The following is a 15,497-nucleotide window of genomic DNA, read 5'->3' as shown; positions in this document are numbered from 1 at the left end:
GTAAATAATTCACTGCCTCGCTTCCATAATTAGAATTTAAAGGTGGCACGTAATACCGCTTGGCGAGAATCCCCTTGAGACACAGCTAAATTATTGACACTCGCCGTGTAATAGGTCTTATCAAAAATATTATTTAAATTAAATTGAAAGTTCACCGCTTGTTTGGCAATACTGGTGTCATAACTGACAAAGGCATTGGCCAGTGCATACTCAGGCAGGTCAAAGCTATTTTCTGAATCACCTGCGCGCTTGCCGACATAATTGCCACTCAGACCCAAACGTAACTTGCCATGATAAAGTTCACCATAATTATAGGCCAAGGCTAATGAGGCTGTATCTCGTGCCACATTATTCAAGCGGTTGCCTTGTAGACCAAGCTCATCTTCAGTGACTTTGGCATCGGTATAGGCATAGGTCAATGTCGCATCAAGCTGATCTGTTAGTCGACCAGTGAGGTCGAGTTCAGCGCCTTTGGAACGAACTGCGCCTGTGGTATGCAATTCGACTTCATTGCTCGATGGATTGGTCACTTTGGCTAAAACATTACGTTTCTTAATATCATAGAGCGCAAAGTTAGCCTTGATGCGATCATTGAACTCGTATTTTGCACCGACTTCATAAGATTTGGCTTGCTCCGGTTTGACATCGGCATCAATGACTGCATTGCCGCCTAATGGGGCGATTGAAGATGAGGGTTTGAGGGATTCGGTATAGCTGCCATAAAGTGAAAGTTGGTCATTCCATTGATAGACTAAGCCCACATGTGGGAGCCAAGCATCATCGTTACTATTGGTATTTTCTTTAAATGGTCGTCCACGTCCAGCAGTCTGTTGATAATTCAGATAACGACCACCCAGTACCGCAATCCATTTTTCATTTAAATGAATTGCATCTTGCAGATAAAAACCATAGGTATGCAACTTATCAGTTTGGTCGCTATCGGATGCAACGATATTCTGAGACGCTTCAACGGTTCCAAACTTGGGATTTAAATAATCTAAAGTTGAGCTATCACCACGAACCATATCTGGACGGAAATATTTACGGTATTCGATATCTGAACCGATTTGAATATCATGCTTTAAGCCCAGTAAATTGACCGAACCATTGAGATAGGCTTGGGCATTACTGTCTATGCTTTCTGCATTTAAGGTGGCATCGGTACGGCGTGTCACCGTATGGTTGGCCGTATTTAGCTTGGTCACACGGAGTTGATTGGCATCGTAAGTCTCGTAATTATAGCTATAGCCCAAGTGAGCTGACCAGTTATCATTAAGCTGATGATCCACTAATAGTTGTGCCAAATGAGCTTCACCTTTCATTTGGTTAAAGGCTTCATCTAGGCGTTGATATTTCGAGATCGGTAAGGCTTGTTTCGTTTTAGGATCAAAAATGGTGGAACGATCAAAAGGCATGTCAAAGTCACGATATTGGTAACTTAAATTGACTTTGGTTTGACCATTATCCCAAGCTAAGGATGGGGCGATCAAGGTCTGTTTGAGATTGCCAAAATTACGCCAGTAGTCTGCATCGGAATGATCGGCAATAAAACGATAGGCAAAATTACTGTCGCTGATTGAACCCGTGGTATCCAGACTCGCACCTAAACCATTTTTACCCGCAGCAAAACTTGATCCATAAACTGAAAATTCAGTTTTTTGTGTTGTTTCAGGTTTTTTTGTAATGACATTGACCACACCACCTGGGTCCATGATGCCATAGAGTAAGGAAGCTGGGCCTTTCAAAACTTCAACCTGTTCAACCGCAGCATTCATGGTGCGACCTTGTACAATCGGCATACCATTGACGGTAATTGAACCGTCACGATTATCGCCGAATCCGCGTTTCATCACGGTATCTTGAGTGCCCCCTAATGTATTGCCTTGGGTAATACCACTCACTTGAGTCAGTGCATTGTCTAAGTTTGCAGGCATATAATCCTTCACATACTGCTTAGACACCACATTGACTGTTTGTGGGCTTTCTAGATTGTTTTGATTACCACGTAAGGTTGATGCTGTTTGTGAGGCGATATAACTGGCGGACTGTTCAGCTTGAACATTAATGGTTGCGAGTTGAGTGGGTTGTATTGAGGTCGTTTCTGCCCACGACAGCACGGGTATTAAAGATAAAAGGAATGGGCTGCTTTGTTTTAAAATTTCAACAGTAATGAGGTTTTTGCGTGGGGAGAAAGCAGACATAGAGATACCTGAGCGATACAAAAAATCGGGTTAATGCAGGAGCGTCATCAACGTATTGGGCTGAAAGGGAAGTTGAGCATGCAATAAGCGGCTTAAGTATAGTTAAATAGGAATCATTTACAATAATGGTAGGGTTTATAAAAATTAAAGTATTGATAATGCATTTATTATTTTTGCTAATGAATGCTATTCATAGTTAAATATTTAAATAAATCATTTTATTCATAGTGCTTTGTTCAGTAGGCTAAAACCACGAACACTGTATTTAGAAATATTAGAGATGTCATGGATGCACATCATTTCAGATTTTATGCGCTGAGCTTATATCGAGTACAACAATGACAAGATTAGATTTTGCAATCATCGACCCGCATATTCATCAGTGGGATCCTTATCACACACCGCATTCAGCAGCCTTGTTGGTCAAAGCTTTGGGGAAATATCCGAGGATGATGGATCGAGTGGTGCGCTGGGTTAAACCCAAACCGCTATTGGGTACTTTAGGCTTAACAGAATATGCCTTGTGTCCTTATTTACCTGAGCATTATCAGGCAGACACTTCACCATTCTCAGTCGAGAGTGTGGTTCATGTCGAAGCCAACTGGCATCACCACACAGGTTTTGGGGTAGTGGAAGAAACCCAGTGGATTCAGCAATTAGACTTTAAAGCACAAGGCTTAAAACTCGGTGCTATTGTTGCAACAGCTGACCCAAGAGATCGAAAGTTCAGAGATATTCTTAAAGCCCATCAGCAGGCGAGCCCACGCTTTCGCGGTATCCGTAAAATGGCGGCTTGGCATCAAGACAAGGGGGTTTATCGTTGGTGTGATCGGCCACATTTATATCAGAACAAGAGCTTTCTCAAAGGTTTTGAACAACTGGCAAAACTGGATCTATCTTTTGATGCATGGGGCTATTCTACTCAGTTAACAGAAATCACCAGCTTGGCGAAACAATTTCCTGAAACACGGATTGTGGTTGATCATCTGGCGACACCTGTTGGTCTGTTTGGTGCAGTGGGCAAGAACACGGGAATTACACAATCGCAGCGTGATGCCATTTTTAAACAATGGCAACAGGATTTGGCACGACTGGCGGAGCAGAAAAATGTCCATGCCAAAATCTCAGGTTTGATGATGCCCGTATTAGGACACCGTTTTTATCAGCAAGATCGAACGGCAAGTGTAAGTGAGATGGTGAATTTACTCACGCCGATGATTCAACATGCAATCACTGTATTTGGCACCGAGCGGATCATGTTTGCATCCAATTTTCCCATGGATAAGCCGAACACGCGTTTAAATGACTTAATCCATGCCTATATTCAAATGCTCAGTCCTTATGGTGAGCAGGCTTTGCATGCCATGTTTAGACAAAACGCTGCCAATTTTTATCAACTTTAAATAGAGTCATCAAATGAAAAATTTTAATCAAAAAGTCGCTGCCATTACAGGTGCGGGATCTGGTATTGGACAACAACTGGCAATTTTATTGGCACAGCAAGGTGCACATTTGGCGTTGAGTGATATCAATGAAAAAGGCTTGGTAGAAACACAGGCATTGCTACAACAGTATCCAGTCAAAGTCACGGTGACTAAACTGGATGTATCAAATCAGCAAGCTGTTCGTGACTGGGCAGAAGACAGTTTCAAAGCACATGGCAAAATCAATCTGATTTTTAATAATGCAGGTGTTGCGCTCGCCAGTACCGTTGAAGGTATGAGCTATGAAGAGTTGGACTGGATTTTCAGAATTAATTTTTGGGGCGTGGTCTACGGTACCAAAGAGTTTTTACCTTATCTCAAGCAAAGTGGAGAAGGGCATATTATTAATATTTCCAGTCTGTTTGGCTTAACCGCACAACCAACTCAAAGTGCTTACAATGCCACTAAATTTGCGGTTCGTGGTTTTACTGAAGCTTTACGACAAGAGCTCAAACTTCAGAATGATGGCGTGAGTGCAACCTGTGTACATCCAGGAGGAATCCGCACCAATATCGCCAACAGTGCGCGCATGAGTGACAGTATTCGCAGTTTAGGCATGAATCCTGTCAAGGCGAGTCAGGCATTTAATAAGGTTTTAAAAACACCACCAGAGCAGGCGGCTAAAGTTATTTTAGATGCGGTGAAAGCGGATAAAGCACGGATCTTGATTGGTAATGATGCCAAAGTACTGGATCTGATTCAGCGTATTACACCGACGCATTATTCGCATGCCTTAAGTTTTTTTAGCAAGAAATCCAAGAAAAATAAGGCTTAAAGCATTCAGATGGGTATTGAAATCATTAAGATTATATTCAGTTTTAACAAGACAACTGAATGATTTGAACGTGCATAAAAGTAAACTTTCTTTTATGCATATTGCGTTTATTCCAGACTTTCTAAAATACGGATCATTACCTCAGCATCATATTAAAGTTTTGATTTTAGACAGTTCTTATTTAAAATTATAAAAGACAAGCGATACCCTTTATTACATTCTAGAGCCCTTTATCACGGTTAGTATTTTGTGGTTTTGCATAACTAAAACACTTATCGCTGAAATTTGCACGGGCGAAATCATCCTTGATCTTTGCAATGTTTTCATGTTTGCAGTTTTCATCATTCACCTCAGGCATCTTTTCTGAACAAGCCGAGACAAAGAATGTAAAAAGAAGAATAAGGCCTAATTTTTTCATATAAACAACCTTTATATTTTAACTGTCTATTCGTTTCTGGGTTGGGTGAAATTGATTTTTGGGGGTATCACCATCTATGTTTAATTTTTATGGATGAAGGCATTGCTCATGGTCAAACAAGGAGCGTTATAGGGTGAGCAATGCTTTCACTTAGATCATATAAAACTGGCGATCATTTGCAAGAGATAGGGCTAAATTGTCCCATCTTGTCGGTTTTAAAGGGTTTAGTCGTAGTGCGGTGAATGATAAGAAGAAAAGGATTTGAAAACTAAAGTCAGATGATGCATGTCATATGATTTTAAAACAGCAAAGATTGGCTACTTCGAACCAAGACAATATCTGATCGCCAAGCACAATGTCCGAGAGGAATGCCTATTAAAAAGCAGCTAGAACGATATCACTACAATTCTAAAGTCTCCTGAATGCAAAAATAATTCAAAATGTTGCATGAAAGCTTAAAAAACGATCCAAAATAGGGACTACTATTTATTTACTAAATATTGAATCGGTTTACATACAGTTAGATTATTCGGTTTCGAGCTCTGATTAGTGTAAATTATTGCCGATGCCAAAGCGCTTTTTTAAAGTACTTCAGCGAATCCATTTTTTGTACATTCGAGAGAGAGTCTAAAGAGTAAAGTATGTCTGTGAGCCTTAGTAAAATCAAAAAACCTTTATATATTCACTATGCTGGAAACGCTCTTTTAGAACTACCTCTGTTAAATAAAGGCTCTGCTTTTTCTGAAGAAGAACGAGAGAATTTTAACTTACATGGGCTAGTTCCATACAATATCGAGAATATTGAAGAGCAGACGCAACGTTCATATCAGCAGTACCTTTCCTTTGATAGTGACTTGAATAAGCATATTTATTTGCGAAATATTCAAGATACTAATGAAACCTTGTTCTATAACTTGTTGAGTCAGCATTTAGATGAAATGCTACCGATTATTTATACTCCAACGGTTGGGGAAGCCTGTCAGCGCTTCTCAGACATCTATCGTCGCCATCGCGGTATTTTTATTTCCTATCCAGAGCGTCAGTACATTGATCAAATTATCCATAATGTGAATAAGAAAAACGTTAAGGTGATTGTGATTACCGATGGTGAACGCATTTTGGGTCTCGGCGATCAGGGCATTGGTGGCATGGGTATTCCAATTGGTAAATTGTCGCTGTATACCGCCTGTGGTGGTATTAGCCCTGCCTATACCTTACCGATCACCATTGATGTCGGCACCAATAACCAAGAATTGCTTGATGATCCAATTTATATGGGGTGGAAACAGCCGCGTATCCGTGGTGAGCAATATTATGAATTTGTTGAGCAAATTATTAAGGCAGTGCGTCAACGCTGGCCAGATGTGTTGATTCAGTTTGAAGATTTTGCGCAAACCAATGCCATGCCGTTATTGACTCAGTACCGCGATAAGATCTGTTGTTTTAATGATGATATTCAAGGCACGGCAGCAGTGACAGTTGCGACTTTGATTGCAGCCTCACGCGCACAAGGAAAACAACTGAAAGACCAAACCGTTACCTTTGTCGGCGCAGGCTCAGCAGGATGTGGTATTGCTGAACAGATCGTTAGACAGATGATGGACGAAGGTCTGAGTGACCATGAAGCGCGTTCACGCATCTTTATGGTGGATCGTTTCGGCTTGATGACCGATCAACAACCTAACTTACTCGATTTTCAGCAAAAACTTGCCACACCAGTCAATGCAATCAGTACTTGGGAATATACAGGTGAGAATGTCGCTTTGTTGGATGTGGTCAAGAATGCTAAACCGAGTATCTTGATCGGGGTGTCAGGGCAGGCTGGCTTATTTAGTGAAGAAGTGATTAAAACCTTAGCTAAATATTATAAGCATCCGATTGTATTGCCATTGTCGAACCCGACGTCACAAGTGGAAGCGCAGCCGAAAGATATTATTGAGTGGACGCAAGGCGCTGCAATTGTGGCAACAGGTAGTCCATTTGCACCCGTCTATTATCAAGGTAAGGTCTATAGCATTGCGCAGTGTAATAACTCCTATATTTTCCCTGGGATTGGTTTGGGCGTGATTGCATGTGGTGCAACCCATATCAGTGACTCAATGTTGATGGCTGCAAGTACCGCCTTAGCAGATTGTTCACCACGTTTGAAAAATGCCGCAGCGGATTTATTACCGAATATTAATGATATTCAACAGGTGTCTAAGTTTATTGCCTTTAAAGTGGCAAAAGCAGCAATGGCTGATGGCTTGGCGGTACCATTAAGTAATGATGTGTTGAAACAAGCGATTGAAGATAATTTCTGGACGCCAGAGTATCGTAACTACCGTCGTGTTAGTTATTAAGCCATTTCATTTAAAAAGGGACTCTAGCTAGAGTCCCTTTTTTTAGGTCTTATAGGTGGAGAGCAGGATACTGGTTTCACTATTGTAAATCCCTGAAATATTTCGGATTCGCTCCAAGGCTTTATCAAAATTTTCCAGACTATCAGATTGCAACTCAACCAGAATATCCCATTTACCATTGGTGGTATGCAGACGTTCAACGGCTGATTCTAGGCGTAACTCTCGAATTACCGCCTGTGCTCGAGTACCTTCCACCATGATATTCATCCATGCTCGAATGATGTTTTTTTCAGCATTGGGACGGAAACGCACGGTATAACCCGTGATAATCCCCGTTGATTCCATATATTCAATTCGCTTCTGTACTGTAGCACGGGACACACGTGCTTTTGCAGCCAAGTCGGTAATCGACATCCGTGCATTGTCTTTGAGTAAGCCTAATATAATATGATCGATATTGTTCATTTTGATTCTTTCTATTAGCAAATTGATAAAAAATAATTCATTTTAATCATTATAACGAATTTTGTGAATCAATTTGATTCTTAATAATAATAACAATACAACACCCCAAGCATTTTCACTTCGGCACGAAAGAAGCTGAATGCGCATCAGGGAGGATGGGGGTAGGACGCCCTTAAACAAAGGGAATCTGTGAATAACAGGGACAATTGATTAATTAAGGAATAGATGATGTCTTTATCATATGCGGCTCAAAATGGCAGTGCTTGGCAAACTTTTCTCACTCAAGTCGATCGAGTGGCACCTTATTTGGATGCTGATCTCAGTAACTTTGTTAACACACTGAAAACGCCAAAACGTACTCTGATTGTCGATGTACCAATCGTCATGGATGATGGCTCAATTCGCCATTTTGAAGGTTACCGCGTACAACACAATTTATCACGTGGTCCAGGTAAAGGCGGTATTCGTTATCACCAAGATGTTGAATTGAATGAGGTAATGGCGCTGTCTGCATGGATGACCATTAAAACTGCAGTGTTGAACCTGCCGTTTGGTGGTGCCAAAGGTGGTATCCGTGTCAATCCAAAAGAATTGTCACCGCGTGAATTAGAGCGTTTAACCCGTCGTTTCACCAGTGAAATCAGCCCAATTATCGGTCCTCAAATTGATATTCCTGCGCCAGATGTCGGTACCAATGCCAATATTATGGGTTGGATGATGGATACCTATTCAAGTATCAAAGGTCATACCGTAACAGGTGTGGTAACAGGTAAGCCTGTTCATTTAGGCGGTTCACTGGGTCGTGTTCGTGCCACAGGTCGTGGCGTATTCGTAACGGGTATGCAGGTTGCAGAACGCATTAAATTACCAGTCGAAGGCAGCAAAGTTGCGGTACAAGGCTTCGGTAACGTCGGGAATGAAGCCGCTTATTTGTTTAGCCATGCAGGCGCAAAAATCGTTGCTGTACAAGATCATACTGGTACCATTTTCAATGCAGAAGGCTTGGATGTCAAAGCATTGCAAAAGCATGTCGTTGAAACTGGTGGCGTGATGGGCTTTGTTGATTCAACTGTGATTTCAGATGAAGAATTCTGGACAGTCGATATGGATATTCTGATTCCAGCGGCATTGGAAGGTCAGATTACGGTTGAGCGTGCACAGAAGTTGAAAGCGAAAATTGTACTTGAAGGCGCCAACGGCCCAACCTATCCAGAAGCAGATGATGTATTTATCAGTCGCGACATTACCGTTGTGCCTGACGTGATCTGTAACGCGGGTGGTGTAACTGTCAGTTATTTTGAATGGGTTCAAGATATGGCGAGTTACTTTTGGACCGAGGATGAAATCAATGAACGTCTTGATAAGTTGATGATCCAAGCGATTGCTGATGTTTGGAACACGGCAGCACAGAAGGAATGTAGCTTACGTACAGCCGCTTATATTTTGGCCTGTGAACGTATTCTGAAAGCGCGTAAAGAACGCGGTATTTTCCCAGGTTAAGTCATTTATAAAATTAAAGTGAAAGGGCTTGTTGAGCATTCAACAAGCCTGAAGATTAAACAGGAAGTGAGTAAATAGAATGAGCGAAGTCGCAATTACACGTAGCAATTTTAATGATTGGATGGTTCCCGTTTTTGCCCCAGCAAACTTCATTTTAGTGCGTGGCGAAGGATCACGTTTGTGGGATCAAAACGATAAAGAATATATTGATTTTGCAGGTGGGATCGCGGTAAATGCCTTGGGTCATGCACATCCTGTTGCAGTAAAAGCCTTAACTGAACAAGCGCAAAAATTGTGGCATATCGGCAATGGTTATACCAATGAGCCTGTATTACGCCTTGCCAAGCAATTGGTGGATAGTACTTTTGCGGACAAAGTCTTTTTCTGTAACTCGGGCGCAGAAGCCAACGAAGCTGCATTAAAACTGGCACGTAAAGTCGGTTTGCTCAGTGGCAATGCAAACAAGAACCAGATTGTTGCATTTAAGAATGCTTTCCACGGTCGTACTTTGTTTACCGTAACAGCTGGTGGTCAGCCAAAATATTCTCAAGACTTTGCACCTTTACCGGGTGGGATTGAACACACTGCGTTTAATGACCTTGAAGCAGCAAAAGCAGCGATCACTGAAAATACTTGTGCCGTGATTGTCGAGCCGATTCAAGGTGAAGGTGGCGTTCTGCCAGCGGATATCGAATTCCTGAAAGGCTTACGTGCATTATGCGATGAAAAAGGTGCTGTGCTGATTTTTGATGAAGTACAAACGGGTGTGGGTCGTACAGGTTCTTTATATGCCTATATGAATACAGGGGTAACACCTGACATTTTGACCACTGCAAAAGCATTGGGTGGTGGTTTCCCGATTGGTGCAATGATCACGACAGATCATTATGCCAATATGTATGCAGTTGGCGATCACGGTACAACTTATGGTGGTAACCCATTGGCTTGTGCGGTTGCGGGTGCAGTATTTGAATTTATCAATACAGCAGAAGTTCTAGACGGCGTTAAACAACGTCACCAATATTTCATTGATGCCTTAAACAAAATCAATGCTGAATATGGTCTGTTCAAAGAAATTCGTGGTCAAGGTTTATTGATCGGTTGCGTACTCAAAGATGAACACGCAGGTAAAGCCAAAAATATCGTCACTCTGGCAGGTGAAGAAGGGCTATTGGCCTTGGTAGCCGGTGCTGATGTGGTTCGCTTTACCCCTTCACTGATCATTCCTCAACACGATATTGATGAAGGTTTAAGCCGTTTTGTTCGTGCTCTAGCACGTCTCTAAGTCTGCTGTGAGCATCTAACCATGATGATTGTTCGACATGCAGCGCATCGGGACTTAGATGATATTTATCGTTTAGCGCAACGAGCTGGGGAGTCGGGCATTGGCCTGACCTCCTTACCCCAAAATAAAGACATCTTGGCAGAGCGTATTACACGTACCACTCGCACTTTAGAGGGTTTAACCGAAAAGTGCGAGGCAAGTTATCTGTTTGTATTGGAAGACACCAGCATTCACAAAATTGTGGGTGTGAGTGCGATTGAAGTTGCGGTCGGATTGAATGAACCGTTTTACAACTTCCGTGTGGCCAAACAGGTACATGCTTCTAAAGCTTTGAATGTCTATAAAACTTTAGACACTTTGTTTTTAAGTAATGACCATACGGGTTGTAGTGAACTATGTACCTTGTTCCTTGATCCTGAATATCGCAAAAACCAAAACGGCAAATTTTTATCCAAAGTCCGTTTTCTGTTTATCGCAGCTTTTCGTTCTTTCTTTGAAGAGCGACTGATTGCAGAAATGCGTGGTTTTTCAGACCAAAACGGACGATCACCTTTTTGGGATTCACTGGGTTATCTATTTTTTAATATGGATTTTGCCGCAGCGGATTATCTCAGTGGTGTTGGGCAAAAAGCCTTTATCGCAGAATTGATGCCGAGATTTCCAGTTTATGTTGACTTGTTGACCTCCGAGGCGCGTGAAGTGATTGCAGAAGTGCATCCACATACCTTGCCAGCAGCCAAAGTGCTGATGTCAGAAGGTCTTAAGTATCAAGGTCATGTTGATATCTTTGATGCTGGACCGACACTGGAAGCCAATACTGCTGAGTTACGGGCGGTGAAAGAAAGCCGCTTGCTTAAAGTCATACTCACTGAGCAAGTCGAAAGTACGGAGACACACTTTTTGGTTGCCAATGACCAATACCAAGATTACGCCGTGTTGCTGATCAATAACAAAGTTGATGAAAGTGAGAATCTGCATATGACCGCAGCACAAGCACAGGCACTGAATATTGCTGAACACGATCAAGTCCGTGTTTTAGCATTAGAAAAAATGGAGAACAACTAATGTCACAAGGTGCATTATTAATTGATGGTGCTTGGGTTCAAGGACAAGGCACTACCTTCAATAAAACTAATCCAGTGAGCAATCAGCACATTTGGGCGGGGCATGAGGCAAGCCCAGTCGATGTTGAACAGGCGTGCCATGCAGCGCGTCAGGCTTTTCCAGCATGGGCACGTTTGCCATTGGAAGAGCGTATTGCAATCATTGAGCGCTTTGCAGGCTTACTTGAACAGCATAAAACTCAATTGGCTGAAGTGATTAGCCAAGAAACCAGTAAACCACTTTGGGAAACCTTGACTGAAGTGCAGTCGATGATCGGTAAAGTGGCAATTTCGATTCGTGCTTATCATCAACGCACGGGTTTTAGCGAAACTGAAATGCCAGATGGTGTGGCTTCATTACGTCACCGTCCACATGGCGTTCTCGCCGTATTTGGCCCTTATAACTTCCCTGGTCATTTGCCAAATGGTCATATTGTTCCTGCATTGATTGCAGGCAATACCGTGGTGTTTAAACCGAGTGAACTCACGCCTTGGACGGCCGAAGAAACTGCAAAATTGTGGCAGCAAGCGGGTCTACCAAACGGTGTGTTGAATATCGTACAAGGTGGACGCAGCACGGGTGAAGCACTTGCTGTGGCTGAGCAGATTGATGGTTTACTGTTTACGGGCAGTGCCAATACAGGCTATCACCTACATAAACAAATGGCAGGTGCACCTGAAAAAATCCTTGCTTTGGAAATGGGCGGTAATAATGCCCTGATCATTGATGAAGTAACCGATATTGATGCTGTGGTGAATTTAGCCATTCAATCCGCTTTCGTTTCTGCGGGGCAACGTTGTACTTGTGCACGTCGTATTATTGTCAAGCAGGGTGCCAATGGTGATGCCTTTATTCAACGTTTTGTTGAAGTGGCGAAGAGTTTGGTCGTAGGTCACTGGAATGCTGAACCTCAACCGTTTATGGGGGGAGTAATTTCTGCGCATGCAGCGGAACAGATGTTGGCAGCCCATAACAAACTGATTGCCTTGGGCGCAAAACCATTGTTAGAAATGACCCGTCCACAAGCGGATAGCTCATTGCTTACCGCGGGTATTTTAGATGTTACTCAGGTAACTGATATTCCTGATGATGAATACTTTGGTCCACTCACTACGATCTATCGCTACAACAGTTTCGATCAAGCTTTGAACATTGCCAATAACACCCGTTTTGGTTTGGCTGTTGGTCTGGTTTCACCTGAGCGTGATTTATTTGATCGTGTACTGATTGAAGCACGTGCAGGCATTGTGAACTGGAATAAGCCATTAACAGGCGCTTCAAGTGCTGCACCATTTGGTGGGGTTGGAGCGTCTGGGAACCATCGTGCTAGTGCTTTTTACGCCGCAGACTATAGTGCATGGCCAATGGCATCGCTGGAAAGTGACAGCGTTACTTTACCTTCAAAACTATCACCGGGCATTGTGCTCTAAGACGGAACGCATCGGGACACAGGGAGAAAAAAATGTCAGGTTATGAAATCAATTTTGATGGTTTAGTGGGGCCGACGCATCATTATGCGGGCTTATCTTTTGGGAATGTTGCTTCAACCAAAAACCGTAATAATGCGTCAAATCCTAAACTCGCAGCTAAGCAAGGCTTAAAGAAAATGAAAGCCCTTGCAGATTTAGGATTAAAGCAAGGTGTGTTCGCACCGCAAGAGCGTCCGCATGTGCCAACGTTGCGCCGTTTGGGCTTTACTGGCAGTGATATTGACGTGATTACTCAGGCGATGCGTACTGCACCAGCCTTATTATCATCGTTGAGTTCAGCTTCTTCGATGTGGACAGCCAACTCTTGTACAGTGTCGCCATCGGCAGATAGTGCTGACAAACGCATGCATTTTACAGCGGCAAACCTGAATAATAAGTTCCATCGATCAATTGAGCATCATACGACTACCCGTATTCTTCAAGCCATGTTCAATAATGATGTATATTTCGCGCACCATGAAGCACTGCCTGAAGCCGCTTTATTTGGTGACGAAGGGGCAGCCAATCATAACCGTCTTGGTGGTGGGTATGATCAAGCGGGTGTACAGGTGTTTGTGTATGGTCAGCAACAGCTTGGTGGAACGGTGGCACCGCAGAAATTCCCTGCGCGTCAAACCCGCGAGGCAAGTGAAGCGATTGCACGTTTGCATCGTCTGGATGCGAAACGCACGGTGTTTATTCAGCAAAATCCAGCTGTGATTGATCAAGGTGTATTTCATAACGATGTCATCGCCGTAAGTAATCAACAAGTGTTGTTCCATCATCAACAGGCGTTTTTAAATCAGGCGGTGGCATTGGATGAAATCCGTAAAAAGATGGCAGGGATCGAGCAAGAGTTTATTTCAATTGAAGTTCCCGACAATCGAGTCAGTGTTGACGATGCAGTCTCAACTTATTTGTTCAACAGCCAGATTTTAACCCGTGCAGATGGTGGCATGAGCATTGTGGTACCTGAGGAATCACGTCACAACAAGGCGGTATGGAGCTACTTGAATGACATGATTCAAATGGGTACGCCAATTGATGACATCAAGGTATTTGATCTGCGTGAAAGTATGCGTAATGGCGGTGGACCTGCATGTTTGAGATTACGTGTTGCAGTGAATGAGGCTGAACTGGCTGCAGTGAATCCAAACTTGTTTATGAATGATGCGCTGTTCAAAACCCTGAATCAGTGGGTGGATCAGCATTATCGTGATGAGTTAACACAAGATGATTTGGCCGATCCAAGTTTATTGATCGAGAGCCGTACTGCACTCGATGAACTGACCAAGATTTTGGCTTTAGGTTCGGTTTATCACTTCCAAAGATAAACACAAATAACGGCTTTTAAGGATGAAAGTACATGGTTGATTTACTAACGTTGACTTTAGAACAACAAGTCCCAGTGCAAATGCAAGGGGAAAGCGCTGGATTTACATGGCAATGGCTAGGTGAAGGGCTATTGCAATGTACACCCAAGACAAGCTATGTAAAAACCATGGTACTTTCTGCTGGCATTCATGGCAATGAAACGGCACCGATCGAATTATTGTCACAGATCATTCATGATTTATTTACTGAACGGTTGGTACTGGCGGTACGTGTACTGTTTGTATTGGGCAATCCTGAAGCGATTCGTCATGGTGCACGTTATCTTGAAAATGATATGAACCGCATGTTCTGTGGTGCTTACCAAAATTTAATTCAAGATCAAGAGACTGAACGGGCGGCGCATTTAGAGCAAGTGACAACACAGTTTTTTGAACAGAGTCAGCCACAGGCACAGCGTTATCATTATGATTTACATACCGCTATTCGTGCTTCATTACTGCCTGTTTTTGCCTTATTTCCATATCAAACACATGCCTATGATGAATTCCTGATTCAAAGTTTAAAGGCGGCTGATCTGGATGCTTTGGTCTATCACAATGCTGCAGGCAAAACCTTTACTCACTTTACGGCTGAAAAATTTCAGGCAGCCAGTAGTACTTTGGAGCTAGGTAAGGCTAAACCTTTTGGGGCCAATGATTTAGCTGAGTTTGCCAGTACTGACCTGATGTTACGTGCAGTTCTTGCAGATCAAGCATTGCCTGCACGACTAAAAGGACCGATTCGCCAATTTAAGGTAGTGGATTCAGTATTAAAACAAAGTGATGATTTTCAGCTGAATTTAAGTGCCGATGCTCCTAATTTCTCTACTTTTCAGAAAGGTGAGTTGATTGCGACTCAGCAAGCAGGGAATTATGTCGCGCATGATCAGCAAGTCTGGATTTTATTCCCGAATCCTAATGTGAAAACAGGGCTTCGGGCTGGACTGATATTAAAAGAAATTAAGTAAGCGGTCGCCGATTTAACAGCTTAATTATCGGCAAGAAACGGATGAAATGGAGTTTGAATATGGATGTTCAATAGAACAAAACGTGTCAAAGAATATCGTTTAGATATTCGTTT

The 15,497-nt window shown here is 42.7% G+C and carries 12 protein-coding genes; 9 read left to right on the top strand and 3 right to left on the bottom strand.

From position 1 onward, the window contains the following. Positions 1 to 29: 29 nt before the first annotated feature. Positions 30 to 2,201 carry a TonB-dependent siderophore receptor gene (locus tag F957_RS08060; protein WP_016541805.1) on the bottom strand — a complete coding sequence of 724 codons (2,172 nt, stop codon included), beginning with the start codon at positions 2,199 to 2,201 and terminating at the stop codon, positions 30 to 32. Positions 2,202 to 2,539: 338 nt separating this feature from the next. Between F957_RS08060 and F957_RS08065 the strand changes: the two genes are divergently transcribed. Then, positions 2,540 to 3,604 carry an amidohydrolase family protein gene (locus F957_RS08065; RefSeq protein WP_016541804.1) on the top strand — a complete coding sequence of 355 codons (1,065 nt, stop codon included), beginning with the start codon at positions 2,540 to 2,542 and terminating at the stop codon, positions 3,602 to 3,604. A 13-nt stretch (positions 3,605 to 3,617) separates the two neighbouring features. Further along, on the top strand, positions 3,618 to 4,460 hold the full coding sequence (locus tag F957_RS08070) for an SDR family NAD(P)-dependent oxidoreductase (RefSeq protein ID WP_016541803.1): 843 nt from the start codon (positions 3,618 to 3,620) through the stop codon (positions 4,458 to 4,460). Between the two features lie 220 nt (positions 4,461 to 4,680). On the opposite strand, the gene trbK is transcribed toward F957_RS08070, so the two are convergent. Continuing rightward, positions 4,681 to 4,878: an entry exclusion lipoprotein TrbK gene (gene trbK, locus F957_RS08075; RefSeq protein WP_016541801.1), complete on the bottom strand. Its 198-nt coding sequence runs from the start codon at positions 4,876 to 4,878 to the stop codon at positions 4,681 to 4,683. A gap of 641 nt (positions 4,879 to 5,519) precedes the next feature. Here trbK and F957_RS08080 point away from each other — a divergent pair. Continuing rightward, the gene (locus tag F957_RS08080; RefSeq protein ID WP_016541800.1) at positions 5,520 to 7,220 is read left to right on the top strand and encodes an NAD-dependent malic enzyme; all 1,701 of its coding nucleotides are present in this window, start codon (positions 5,520 to 5,522) and stop codon (positions 7,218 to 7,220) included. A 42-nt stretch (positions 7,221 to 7,262) separates the two neighbouring features. Here F957_RS08080 and F957_RS08085 read toward each other — a convergent pair whose 3' ends face one another. Beyond that, the gene (locus F957_RS08085) at positions 7,263 to 7,685 is read right to left on the bottom strand and encodes an Lrp/AsnC family transcriptional regulator (RefSeq protein WP_016541799.1); all 423 of its coding nucleotides are present in this window, start codon (positions 7,683 to 7,685) and stop codon (positions 7,263 to 7,265) included. A gap of 225 nt (positions 7,686 to 7,910) precedes the next feature. Here F957_RS08085 and F957_RS08090 point away from each other — a divergent pair, with 225 nt between their 5' ends. From F957_RS08090 to astE, 6 genes are all read left to right on the top strand, one after another. Next, positions 7,911 to 9,185, top strand: a complete 1,275-nt coding sequence (locus F957_RS08090; RefSeq protein ID WP_167539929.1) for a Glu/Leu/Phe/Val family dehydrogenase — start codon at positions 7,911 to 7,913, stop codon at positions 9,183 to 9,185. A gap of 79 nt (positions 9,186 to 9,264) precedes the next feature. Continuing rightward, on the top strand, positions 9,265 to 10,470 hold the full coding sequence (locus F957_RS08095; RefSeq protein ID WP_016541797.1) for an aspartate aminotransferase family protein: 1,206 nt from the start codon (positions 9,265 to 9,267) through the stop codon (positions 10,468 to 10,470). A 21-nt stretch (positions 10,471 to 10,491) separates the two neighbouring features. Then, positions 10,492 to 11,535, top strand: a complete 1,044-nt coding sequence (gene astA / locus F957_RS08100; protein WP_016541796.1) for an arginine N-succinyltransferase — start codon at positions 10,492 to 10,494, stop codon at positions 11,533 to 11,535. Continuing rightward, entirely contained in the window at positions 11,535 to 13,004 is a 1,470-nt protein-coding gene (gene astD, locus F957_RS08105) for a succinylglutamate-semialdehyde dehydrogenase (RefSeq protein ID WP_016541795.1), read from the top strand. Before astA ends, astD begins: the two co-directional genes overlap by 1 nt. 32 nt (positions 13,005 to 13,036) lie before the next feature. Then, entirely contained in the window at positions 13,037 to 14,377 is a 1,341-nt protein-coding gene (astB, locus tag F957_RS08110; RefSeq protein ID WP_016541794.1) for an N-succinylarginine dihydrolase, read from the top strand. 32 nt (positions 14,378 to 14,409) lie between these two features. After that, complete coding sequence (gene astE / locus F957_RS08115) at positions 14,410 to 15,384, top strand: succinylglutamate desuccinylase (protein ID WP_016541793.1); 975 nt, start codon at positions 14,410 to 14,412, stop codon at positions 15,382 to 15,384. Positions 15,385 to 15,497 lie beyond the last annotated feature (113 nt).

Source organism: Acinetobacter gyllenbergii CIP 110306 = MTCC 11365 (assembly GCF_000413855.1).
Lineage (GTDB): Bacteria > Pseudomonadota > Gammaproteobacteria > Pseudomonadales > Moraxellaceae > Acinetobacter > Acinetobacter gyllenbergii.
The sequence above is the reverse complement of the archived record's forward strand: the minus strand, read 5'-3'. Positions and strand labels throughout refer to the sequence as shown.